Consider the following 12,198-nt stretch of genomic DNA (forward strand, 5'->3'; position numbering starts at 1 on the left):
TTTCCGGTATTACCGTTCCGGCTGTGCTTCACCGGTTCCCATCAATCGGCCGGCCTAATTTTTTCTCAAGCCGCCATCCGGGAGCCGGACCGTCGTCTCCCCAGTATTCCTCCAGGGATGCGATTTTCTCCCCATCGAACCGGTAAAAGGAGACTGCGTGAAAGGAAGTGCCGTCTTCCGTGCACCAGACTCTGGCAGCGGTAACCGCGGTATCCTCCTTCTGCTCCATACGTTCTATGTTTCCTTCCCAGCGGCCCGGATATTCACAGTTCGCCCGGATATATTCCGAAACTGTAAACTGCTCGTTGGTGCAGTGCCACCGGATCACGGCATCTTCCCGGAACCACCGCCAAAGTCCGGCCTCATTCTGCTTGATCACATCCTGAAAAAATTGTCTGATCACTGCCTCTCTGTCCATATCTATACTCCGTTTTCCGTTGTCTGTTTTTCCAAAAATACAGCTGCCACTTTTCCCAGTTCCATGCTGTTGGAGCCTTTAAAGAGCACCGTATCTCCTTCTCTGAGTTCCGTTTTCAGCCATTGGGTCAAGGACTCCCGGTCCATAAACTCGTAGACGCGGATCCCGGGAGCCTGTTCTCTGACACCGCGCGCAATTTCTTTGGCCAGTTCTCCGAGAACTGCCACCTTATCGACGGGATTTTCGGCGATATAAGTCCCGATTTCATAGTGGAACCGCGGGGAATCCGGCCCCAGCTCCTTCATATCCGCCAGGACAGCCACCCGGGCTCTCGAAACTTCGATGGAATTTAATACCTCCAGGCCGGCCTTCATGGATACCGGGCTGGCATTATAAGTATCATCAATGATCGTCATGCCGCCCACATGGTATATCTGCTGCCGGTTCTTAAATCCGGTAAATTCCGCCAGCCGCTCTGCAGCGTCCCTCATCGGAATTCCGCAGACGGAGGCCACCGCCAGCGACACCATGGCGTTTGCCACGTTATGGCTTCCCATCACCTTTAAACGGACCGGTACCCGTTCTTCCCCGCATACCGCGGTAAATACCGGATAGCCGTTCTCCAGATGGACATCGACTGCGCGGTAATGACAGTTTTCTCCGGTTCCGTAGTAGATGGTTTGGAAGCCTTCTCTCGCCGTCGTCTTCTTTAAGAGATCGTCGTCTCCGTTCAGGAACAGAATTCCATGCTCCGTCAGACCATCCTGAATGCTCAGCTTCTCCCGGAAGATATTTTCCCGGGATCCCAGCTGTTCGATGTGGGTGATTCCGATATTGGTGATAACCGCCATCTGAATCTGGGCGATGTTCGCAATGATCGTCAGTTCTCCCGGTTCACTCATCCCCAGCTCGATCACGCCGATCTCGTCCTGACTGGATATCTCCGTCATGGTGATCGGAACGCCGACCTGGCTGTTGTGATTCGCCGGGGTCTTGTAGACGCGGTATTTGGCAGACAGGGCACAGGCCACCATCTCCCTCGTCGTCGTCTTGCCGACACTGCCGGTGATTCCCACCAGAGGAAGATTCAGGCGGCGTCTGTACCAGGCGCCCAGGGCCTGTAATGCCCTCTTTGTATCAGCTACACGGATCCATGGCCGGTTATCATCCATCACGTCGTGTTCACTCGTAAATGTCGCCGCCGCGCCGTTATCAAACGCCTGCCCGATAAAGCGGTGGGCATCCACCTTTTCCCCCACCAGGGGAACGAATAAATCATTTCCTTTCATGGTCCGGGAATCGATGCTTAAATGGTCCAGAGGCGTATCCGCACTGCCGCAGAGCAGCCTTCCCCCTGTGGCCTCCAGAATTTCCTTAACCGTGATATGTTCCATCTTCCTGTCTTCCTTCCTGTCTTCACTTAGAGTGTGCCTGAATCAGCCATACTCCAGCAAATGCCGGAAGGGATCACCACTTCCGGCATCTTTTTTTCATCACTCTATTCGCTTTTTTCCAATTCTGCCGCGATCTCCAGCACCACTTCCCGGTCGGAAAAATGGTGGCGGACGCCGTTCACTTCCTGATAATCCTCATGACCCTTGCCGATGACCGCAATCATATCTCCCGGTCTGGCGTGGACCATGCTGTAGGCGATCGCTTCACGCCGGTCCGGAATCTCTATAAAGTCACCGCCGGTCTTTTCGATCGAGGAGCGGATATCCTCGATGATATCCTCGGTCTTCTCAAATCTGGAATTATCGGCTGTCAGTATGGAGAAGTCGGCCAGCCTTCCGGCGCTGTCGCCCATGGAGTACCGTCTGTCCTTCGAGCGGTTTCCCCCGCATCCGAACACGCAGACAAGCCTTGCCGGGTGATACTCGCGCAGCGTTTCCAAAAGGCTCTCCATGCTGACCGCATTGTGGGCATAGTCCACAATCACCGTGCACTTCTTCGACGCATACACGATCTCCATGCGCCCATTGACGCTCAAATGCTCCAGCGCATGGCGCACGTTTTCCTTGGGAAGGTCTAAAAAGCTGCATACGCTGATAGCTGCCAGCGCGTTATATACATTGAATCTGCCGGGTATATTCACCCGGGCCTCCAGCGCATACCGCCCCGCCACATCGAATTCAAGCCCCACAAATTCCGGCTCGCTCACATAGTGAATCTGCTTTGCCATAAAATCCGCTTCCTGCTCCAGGCTGAAGGAGGTCAGTTCACAGGAGGCATCTTTGATAATCTCGTGGTAATGCTCGTCATCCCGGTTCACAATGCCGATCCGGCAGCGGTCCAGCAGCTGTGATTTATAATATAAGTATTCATTAAAATCTGCGTGCTCATCCGGTCCGATATGATCCGGAGAAATGTTGGTGAACAGACCGTAATCAAAACGGATGCCGTCCACACGGTGCATCTTGAACGCCTGGGATGATACCTCCATCACCATGTATTCACAACCGGCCTGCGCCATGCGTTCAAAGCTTTCAAAAAGCTGGTAGGATTCCGGCGTGGTGTTCATGGTAGGCGTCACCTCACTTCCGATCACAATACCGGTCGTGCCGATCATGCCCACCTTCTTCCCACAGCTTTCCAGAATCGCCTTTATCATATGGGTCGTTGTCGTCTTCCCCTTCGTCCCCGTCACCCCAATGGTGATCATCTTCTCCTGCGGATAGTCGAACCGGGCGGCGGACAAGAGCGCTAACGCCTCCCTGGAACTATGTACACGGATCGCGGTCACACCGGCAGGAATCTCGGCCTGGCGTTCCACCACCAGGACCCTTACCCCCGCCTTCACCACCTCCGGAATAAACTCGTGGGAATCAACCTTCGTTCCCTTTGTGCACACAAACACCACATGCTCCCTGGCTTTCCTGGAATCATAGATGACATCCTCCACTTCGATGTCCAAATCCCCAGAAATTACGTCATATTCCAGTTCTTCAAGCCACTCTCTGAATTTCATAGATCCTCCATCAGAATAATCCGGTGATTACTCCGTCGTTATTTACGTCAATATTATTAGCCGCCGGTACCTTTGGAAGGCCCGGCATGGTCATGATTGCTCCGGTCAGCACTACCACAAAGCCGGCGCCTGCCGATACATAGGCGTCTCTCACATTAATCTCAAAACCGCTTGGACGGCCCAGTTTCGTCTGGTCATCCGATAAGGAATACTGGGTCTTCGCCATGCAGACAGGAAGCCTGCCAAATCCCATATCTTCTATCTTCTTTAACGCCTTCGAAGCCGCCGGTGCATAGGACACGCCGTCCGCTCCGTAGATTTCCTTCGCTACGGCTGCGATCTTCTCCTTTAATCCGGCTTCGTCCGGATACAGCGGTTTGTAGTGGCTCTCCTTGTTTTCCAATGTATAGAGCACCTTCTCCGCAAGGGCGATACCGCCCTCTCCGCCCTTTTCCCATACTTCGGAAAGTGCGAACTCACAGTCTCTGTCCTCACAGAATTTCTTCACGAACTGGTATTCCGCTTCGGTATCCGTGATGAAGGAATTAAGGGTCACGATAACCGGCACATCGTACTTCTGCATGTTTTCGATGTGCTTCTCCAGATTCACGATTCCTCTTGCAAGAGCCTCTAAATTCTCTTCCTTCAGCTGATCCTTCGGAACGCCTCCGTTATACTTGAGAGCCCTGACCGTAGCCACCAGCACGATGGCATCCGGCTTTAAGCCCGCCATACGGCACTTGATATCCAGGAATTTCTCTGCGCCCAAATCCGCGCCGAAGCCCGCCTCCGTCACGACGATATCGGCCAGCTTTAAGGCCGTCTTCGTGGCGCGCACGCTGTTGCAGCCGTGAGCGATATTGGCAAACGGGCCGCCGTGTACGATCGCTCCCGTGTGCTCCAGTGTCTGGATCAGATTCGGCTTTAAGGCCTCCTTCAGCAGGGCGGCCATGGCGCCCACCGCGTTTAACTGGGCGGCCGTCACCGGCTCTCCCGCATAATTATATGCGACAATTATTCTTCCTAATCGTTCTTTTAAGTCGTTCATATCATCGGCCAGACATAAGATCGCCATGATCTCAGATGCGACGGTGATGACAAAATGGTCTTCCCTCACGAATCCGTCCGCTTTCGCGCCCAGACCCACTACCACGTTTCTTAAGGCGCGGTCGTTCATGTCGAGGCAGCGTTTCCACAGAATCTGACGGGTATCGATTCCCAGAGCATTGCCCTGATGGATGTGATTGTCCAGAAGCGCGGCTAATAAGTTATTCGCCGAGGTGATAGCGTGGAAATCTCCGGTAAAATGAAGGTTTAAGTCCTCCATCGGCACAACCTGGGCGTATCCGCCGCCGGCGGCGCCGCCTTTGATGCCGAAGCACGGTCCTAAGGACGGCTCACGCAGCGCGATGATAGCCTTTTTTTCCATCTTTCCAAACGCTTCGCCCAGTCCGACCGTGGTCGTGGTCTTTCCTTCTCCGGCCGGAGTCGGGTTGATGGCCGTAACCAGAACCAATTTCCCATCCGGTCTGTCCTTCACCTCTTCCCAGAGCTCATCGGTCAGTTTTGCCTTATACCTGCCGTAAAGTTCCAGATCCTCCTCACTGATTCCGTAGGAAGCCGCCACCTCCTTAATCGGAATCATCGTTGCCTCCTGTGCGATCTCAATATCTGTTTTCATCTGTGAATGTTCCTCCTTCTATGTAATTAATAACCCTGTTCCAGCAATTCCTCAAATTCCTCTGCACTCATCAGCACTTTTCTGGGCTTCGTGCCCTCCTCTTCACCGACCACGCCGGCCTCCGCCAGCTGGTCCATAATGCGGGCCGCCCGGTTGAATCCGATCTTGAACATCCTCTGAAGCATTCCGATGGATGCCTTATCCTTTTCGATAATGAATTTACCTGCCTGAACGAAATATTCATCCCGGTCGTTTCCGCCGCCCTTTGCGTCGCCGGCCGCCGGTGCTGATGCAATCTGATTCTCCACTTCCGGGTTGTAATTCGCTGTCATTCCCTGTTCTGTCAGGAAATCCACGACAGCGGAGACCTCCGTATCCGATACAAAGGCGCCCTGCACACGCACAGGCTTCGGACAGCCGGATGGATAGAACAGCATATCGCCCTTTCCAAGAAGCTTCTCCGCTCCGTTCATGTCGATGATCGTCCTGGAATCCACGCCGGAAGAAACGGCAAATGCGATTCTGGAAGGCACGTTGGCCTTGATCAGGCCGGTGATGACGTTAACCGACGGACGCTGGGTCGCGATTACCAGATGTATCCCCGCGGCTCGCGCAAGCTGGGCCAGACGGCAGACGGAATCCTCCACCTCGCCCGGTGCAACCATCATCAGATCCGCAAGCTCGTCGATGATGATGATAATCTGCGGCATCTTCTTCGGTTTGTTTTCATCCTCTATATCTTTAATATTCTCGACCTTCGCATTATATCCCTTTAAATCCCGGACATTATACTGGGCAAACTTCTTATAGCGGTCATCCATCTCGGCCACCGCCCAGTTAAGCGCTCCTGAGGCCTTCTTCGGATCCGTAACCACAGGGAGAAGGAGGTGCGGAATACCGTTGTAGACGCTTAACTCCACCACCTTCGGATCCACCATGATCAGCTTGACGTCCTCGGGGTCCGCCTTATAGATAATACTCATGATCAGGGTGTTGATACAGACGGACTTACCGGAACCGGTAGCGCCTGCGATCAGTAAATGGGGCATCTTTCCGATATCGGTTACCACGACCTGGCCGCCGATGTCCTTGCCCACTGCAAAGGCAATCCTGGACGCATGATTCTTAAACTCCTCTGCCTCCAGAATATCCCGCAGATATACCATGTTGTTCTCTTTGTTTGGCACCTCGATGCCGACCGCCGATTTCCCCGGAATCGGGGCTTCGATACGGATATCCGCGGCCGCCAGACTCAGCTTGATGTCGTCGGCCAGACCCACGATCCGGCTCACCTTTACGCCCTGCTCCGGATGGAGCTCATACCGCGTGACAGAGGGGCCGCAGCTGATATTGGTCACAGTTACGCCCACACCAAAATTCTGCAGTGTCTGCTGCAGCTTGATAGCGGTTTCCCGGTATTCCTTATCAGAGAACGGGCCGGAGCTCTTTCCTTTTTTCAGAAGTGTGACAGGCGGGAAGACGTACTCCTTCTTCACCACTTCCTCCTTCTGTTTGATCTCCTGGATCACGCTGAGATCTCCTGCTTCCTCTTTCTCTGCCTTCTCGGCCTTCTTCTTTTCTACCTTCTTCTGAAGCGCTTCCGTATCGGTCTCGATCACCTTGCCGGAAGCGGTAACGACGCGTTTCGGTTCCTCCGGTATAGAGAAGGTGTCGCTGTAATTAACACCCTTTTCATCCTCGTCCGTGGGATACAGCTCTTCCCGGGCGACCTCCATCTCTTCCAGCGTCTTCGTTTCTTTTTTAACAAACAGTGTCTCCGACGTTCCGTAATCGTCAGACTCGCCAAATGCCCCGGCGTCACTTTCCGCCGAACGCAGGTGAGCGGTACTCTCCCAAAGGTCTTCCGTCACAAACGGAACGGCGTCATCGGCATCGAACGGAACGGAATCCTCACTGGCAGAGTAGACGTGCGGCAGATCCGCATCCACTGCCTGACCGGCCGTCTGGAACGCGCCGGCTGCTCCCATGCTTTCACCGCGCTTTCGTTCCTCTGCTGCGGCTTCCGCCTCACCCGGCTTCGGGAAAATACTGCCGCGGAAAATATCCGCTGGATTCGGCCGTACCTCCGGAGCCGCATTCTTCCTGTTCTCCGTCACTTCCACGGCAGACACTGCGGCAAGCCGCCTTGCGTGGACATCGATGTCCTCTTCCGCCTCCGCACTGTATGCGGCCTCGTCTTCCATATCATAATCGTACTCATCCGGCGCCTCAAGCTTCGTCGCATCTAAATTAACGCCCCGCAGCTTCTGCTCCTCGCGGATTCTCCGCCGTTCCTCCTTGCGTTCCGCATGGATCTCTCTCTGAATATCCATGTTTTCCTTGGCATGATGATACGCCTTGCCGCTGCCGCTCTTTACGAGGTTCACAAATGATTTCTCCGTAATGCATACCGCGGAAATGATAATCAGCACCAGGATCACCAGATAAGCGCCCACGGTTCCGATAATGGAGATCAGGCCTTCCGCCAGAAGGCCGCCGATCAGGCCGCCGCCCTTTCCGCTGGCCGCGGCTGTCACATAGATATCCATGATCTTTCCGCCGGCGCTCAGCCTTGTCCCAAACAGGAGCTCGCCGAGTCCGCAGAGCGAAATAAGCGCCAGGATCACCGCCGCCAGTTTAAATGTTGCTCTGGGATTTCCCCGATTGGAGATATAAAAGCACGTTCCGGCAAACATCAGGACCGGCGCCACGTATCCGATTCCTCCGAATATACCCAATTGCAGACTGCGAAGGAAATCTCCCACCACTCCGCAGAGATGGAAATTGCTCAAAAAAAGAATGGCCGCAGCCGCAAATGATATGATGATGATAACTTCTGACCGGATAAATTCTGGTTCTGGTTCCGCCGCTTTCCGCCTGCTTGTCGTATTTTTCGGTCTTCCGACCTTCACGTTAGTACCTTTTTTTGCTGTCGTCTTGGATGTTGTCTTCTTCTTTGTTGTCTCAGGCACAATACTTCCCCCTTTTATCCATTGGTAACAGTATACAAAAAAATCGGGAGAATTGCAACGGCTAACCTTCTACTTCATCCATCATCTCATACAATTTTCTGAGAGCGTCCTTAATTCCGCCCACCTCGTCGATCAGCCCCTCTTTCACCGTTTCCTCGCCTACAAGCACGGTTCCCAAGTCCCTTGTCAGCATCTCCGTGTTTAACATCAGGCGCTTTAACTGGTCGTAAGCGATCGTTGCGTGGTCCGAGACAAAGCTTAAGATCCGGTCCTGAATCATCTCGAAATATTCATACGTCTGAGATGCACCGATGACCATGCCCGTCATACGAACCGGATGAACCATCATGGTTCCGGTCGGAACGATAAAGGAGTAATCCGTGCAGACAGCCAGAGGTACGCCGATGGAATGGCTGCCGCCCAGCACGAGGGACACGGTGGGGATACTTAAGGAAGCGATCATCTCCGCAATCGCCAGACCGGCGTCCACGTCACCGCCCGAGGTATTGAGTATCACCAGGAGGCCTTCCACGGAATCATCATCCTCGATTTCTGCCAGTTTTGGAAGGATATGGTCGTATTTCGTCGTCTTGCTGTTTCCCGACAGGTTCTCGTGGCCCTCCACCTCCCCGATGATGGAGAGCAGATGAATTTTCCTCTTTTTGGAATTGTCATCCAGGGTCATCTGGCCGTACTCTTCCAGCTTTTCGTCCTCTTTCTGCTCGATATCCTTCTCCGTCTTCTTCTCATCGAGGCGGTCTTTTCTCGTATCTCCGGAAGAGGTGTTTCTCTCGTCTGATCCGCCGTTTCCGTTCTGGCTTTCTGCTCTGTTATCCGTTTCGCAGTTTGTTTCACTATCTCTTTTATATTCTCTCATTCTGATTTCCTCCTGCATGGCTGTATTTTCTGCATCATTGTATTTTGGTAGCTTTCTTATGATGTGGAAGGAACCAATATTTTATGCTTTGTACCGGCATAAAAAGAAGCACAGGAAGCGGAACGCGTCATTGCGCTCTTCTTCCTGTGCTTCATTTATCCATTCTTTTTCATTTTTTTATAACAGAGGAAACAACTCAGGCTTCCGAGAATGCCGGTGCAGAGAAACATGACCGCCATCCCGGAGCCGGGTCCATACCCGGTCAGCCGGTGAAGAGCTGTCTGAATGCCCCCGTCAGCGCGCATAAACGGTTCAAACACGTAGTCCGCCAGAAAACCGCCCAGGAGAATCCCGGTCGGAATCGTCCAGTACTGGATGGCATTTCGCACGGCAAAGATACGCCCCTGCATATTCTGCGGAATCGTCCGGTAGAGAATCACATTCTGCCCCGCCATAATAAAAGGAATGGGGATGCTGGCCGCTATGCCGGCAATGCCCCATACGAGAACATTCTGCCCCGCTCCCATCAGAAAATCGCCCAGCAGAAAGGAGATGCCTCCCGATAAAAAGATTACCCGGACGCTGTCCTTTGGAAGCTTTACGAAGGAGACGATCAGACCGCCCGCCATGCCTCCGATCCCCAGAATCCCGCTGACAATGCCGAGCGCGATCTGGTTCTGGCCGCTCCGCGCCAGAATCATGGGAGAAAGGATATTTTCATAGGTCAGCCGTGAAAAAAAGTTCATAAGCGCCATGCTGATCATCAGATACCAAAGCTGTTTGTGTCCGCGGAGAAATTGAAGCCCCTCCCTCCACGATTCCTGAACCGAGATCTTCTCTTTCTTTTTCCCTATCTCCGTCCCTCCCGCATTCTCCGGTATCTTAATCCGAAACAGCAGGACAGAAAAAGCAAACAAAAAGGTCGCCAGATCAAAGACGATGACACCCTTTAACCCTGCAAATGAGGATAAGGATGCGGCCATCACCGGGGTTACCACCGTGAGTAAGGATGATGTGAAGGAATTTAAGCCGCTGGCCTGGCTGTACTTTTCCTTCGGAACCAGCATCCCAACCGCCACCGTCTCCGCCGGAAACTGAAATGCGTTCATGAAGCCGGTGATTCCATTGACGATAAAAATGTGCCAGACCGCCAGATTCCCGGAGACCGCAAGCGCCGCCACGGTCAGAGAGCAGACCGCCGCAAGGAGGTCCGCGAGAAGCATGATCGTTTTCTTATGGTAACGGTCGATTACCGGCCCGGCAGCGATGCTGGCTGCAATATAGGGAAGCCATGTACAAAATGTCATAAGCGACACGGACATGGCGGAACCGGTTCTGCCGTAAGACCAGATGATTAAGGCAAAGGAAGTCATGGAACTCCCCAGCTGTGATACGGACTGGCTGAACCAGAAAATGATAAAGTTACGGTATTGTCTGTCTTTCATAGATTCTCTCCTTATAAATTAAAATAAAAGTAACTCATTCCATTTATAAGTGCAGAATCCACTCAGGCGACATCTGTTTCATAAAATCAAGCGGTATTTCTGCCGCTTACAATTCCTTTTATACGCTCTGTGCCAGATTCGCCTGTCATGAAACTCTGCACAGAGCTGCTGCATTCATTCTGATCACCGGTGCCATGTTTTCCCCTCCCTTTCAGATATTGAGCACTCTCGGAAACTCCCCTGCACTCGTATTGTGCGGCAGATCTGCTCCCGCAGACCTCCTGCCCTGCTGTCAGTATACCACATTCTCTCTCTCCTGTCCCGCATGAATGACCGCCTTTTCATCGATGTCGTCCAAGAAACAATCCAATCCCGGGAAGTAAAAACAGCGCAGGCGCCGTCACGAGCCGAACAATAAATGGAAAAACGAATGGAAGGCGGCGGTTCCAGCCAGACACAGCTCCCGCGTCAGGCAGAAACGCGGGTACCAGACACAGCATCGCGGCCGTCAGATACAGGAAAAGGAAGGCCATGGACACTCCAAAAACCGTTCTCCTGATCCAGTTCTGTCTGATTCGTATTTCTCCGATAAGGCAAAGTCCGTTCATAAATGCCACAGCCAGGGAAAAAACACATAAGGGCCTCAAAAGCAGCGCAATTAAATAGACCGGGACTGTGTAATAGAACCGGTAATACCAGCCCATGATTTTATCTTTGATCATCAGGTGAATCACAAGCCCCGCGAGGGCTATGGCTCCCCAGATCAGACAGTTTCTCATAAAACGCTTCCTTTGTGACCGCTTCTCCTCCCCACTTTCCTCCAGTCTGGAACGTCCGTATAAGACAGTCAGAATATCCGTGGCAAGTACCGCGGCAATGGATTCCAGCGTCTCAATATCCGGCTGGTTCTTTCCCGTCTCCCAGCTGGAGACCGCCTGCCTCGTCACATGCAGCTGCTCAGCCAGCTGTTCCTGCGACAGTGAGCTCTCTTTCCTCAGCTTCTTTATGTTTTTTCCGATTTCGTTCATACGCGCTCCTCCTTCTCCATCCTTAAAGAAACCATACCACATACAGCGCCGCACTGTCACGCAACAAATCATTGCATTCCCCATTTTCAAATATTATCCGTTATTTCAATCAAATATTGACCACATGGTCTATTTGTGATATTCTAATAATAGACCATGTGGTCAATATTATTTTCAGGAGAATGGAATCATGAAACGAGAAGAAAAGAATCAGCAGACCAGACGGCGTATCCTGGAAAGTGCGCTGGCAGAATTTGCAGAGCAGGGCTATGGGGCCAGCTCTGTCAATACCATCAGTAACGGGGACGGGCTTTCCAAGGGGATAATCTACCACTATTTTCCGACAAAAGACGACTTGTATTTAGCCTGTGTGGAAGAGTGCTTCCAGATGCTAACTGGCCACTTACAGAGCCATACTAACATGGAAGGCCAAACCGCCGAAGAGCGGCTGGAGCAGTATTTTCGTGTGAGACTGGATTTTTTCGAACAAAATCCTCAGTACCAAAGAATTTTCTGTGATGCTGTCATCATGCCGCCCGCTCATTTGGAAACTTCCATTCAGGAGAGAAAAGCCCCGTTTGATCGTTTCAACATCGACAGCTTAAACCGAATGCTGGAGCCGGTATCTCTCCGCTCCGACTTATCAAGGGAAGATGTGGTGGACACCTTCCGCCAGTATCAGGACTATATCAACGCCAGATACCAGATGACCGGAAGAGAGCAAATCAATATACGCGACCACGAGGAAAGCTGCCGCAGGGCGCTGCGCATCCTCCTGTACGGCGTCGTAGAGAGAAAGGAGTAATGCA

At 52.6% G+C, this 12,198-nt stretch carries 9 protein-coding genes; 1 reads left to right on the forward strand and 8 read right to left on the reverse strand.

Features of this window, described 5'->3' with window-relative positions; all coding sequences use genetic code 11:
• Positions 1-28 precede the first annotated feature (28 nt).
• The 8 genes from DFR60_RS18150 to DFR60_RS18185 all read right to left on the reverse strand — a co-directional run bounded on the left by DFR60_RS18150 (position 29) and on the right by DFR60_RS18185 (position 11,389).
• Complete coding sequence (locus tag DFR60_RS18150; RefSeq protein ID WP_110324169.1) at positions 29-418, reverse strand: nuclear transport factor 2-like protein; 390 nt, start codon at positions 416-418, stop codon at positions 29-31.
• 2 nt (positions 419-420) lie between these two features.
• A complete protein-coding gene (locus DFR60_RS18155) occupies positions 421-1,812 on the reverse strand; it encodes a UDP-N-acetylmuramoyl-tripeptide--D-alanyl-D-alanine ligase (protein ID WP_110324170.1) in 1,392 nt (463 codons plus the stop codon).
• Positions 1,813-1,916: 104 nt separating this feature from the next.
• Entirely contained in the window at positions 1,917-3,386 is a 1,470-nt protein-coding gene (locus tag DFR60_RS18160; RefSeq protein ID WP_110324171.1) for a UDP-N-acetylmuramoyl-L-alanyl-D-glutamate--2,6-diaminopimelate ligase, read from the reverse strand.
• 10 nt (positions 3,387-3,396) lie between these two features.
• Positions 3,397-5,067 carry a formate--tetrahydrofolate ligase gene (locus tag DFR60_RS18165; protein WP_110324172.1) on the reverse strand — a complete coding sequence of 557 codons (1,671 nt, stop codon included), beginning with the start codon at positions 5,065-5,067 and terminating at the stop codon, positions 3,397-3,399.
• Between the two features lie 26 nt (positions 5,068-5,093).
• The gene (locus DFR60_RS18170) at positions 5,094-8,039 is read right to left on the reverse strand and encodes an FtsK/SpoIIIE family DNA translocase (RefSeq protein ID WP_110324173.1); all 2,946 of its coding nucleotides are present in this window, start codon (positions 8,037-8,039) and stop codon (positions 5,094-5,096) included.
• Between the two features lie 61 nt (positions 8,040-8,100).
• On the reverse strand, positions 8,101-8,916 hold the full coding sequence (locus DFR60_RS18175; protein ID WP_110324174.1) for a ClpP family protease: 816 nt from the start codon (positions 8,914-8,916) through the stop codon (positions 8,101-8,103).
• A gap of 155 nt (positions 8,917-9,071) precedes the next feature.
• A complete protein-coding gene (locus tag DFR60_RS18180; protein WP_110324175.1) occupies positions 9,072-10,361 on the reverse strand; it encodes an MFS transporter in 1,290 nt (429 codons plus the stop codon).
• A 341-nt stretch (positions 10,362-10,702) separates the two neighbouring features.
• A complete protein-coding gene (locus tag DFR60_RS18185; RefSeq protein ID WP_167437644.1) occupies positions 10,703-11,389 on the reverse strand; it encodes a helix-turn-helix domain-containing protein in 687 nt (228 codons plus the stop codon).
• 190 nt (positions 11,390-11,579) lie between these two features.
• Between DFR60_RS18185 and DFR60_RS18190 the strand changes: the two genes are divergently transcribed.
• Positions 11,580-12,194: a TetR/AcrR family transcriptional regulator gene (locus tag DFR60_RS18190; protein WP_110324177.1), complete on the forward strand. Its 615-nt coding sequence runs from the start codon at positions 11,580-11,582 to the stop codon at positions 12,192-12,194.
• Positions 12,195-12,198: the final 4 nt, after the last annotated feature.

Source organism: Hungatella effluvii, from assembly GCF_003201875.1.
Taxonomy (GTDB): domain Bacteria; phylum Bacillota; class Clostridia; order Lachnospirales; family Lachnospiraceae; genus Hungatella; species Hungatella effluvii.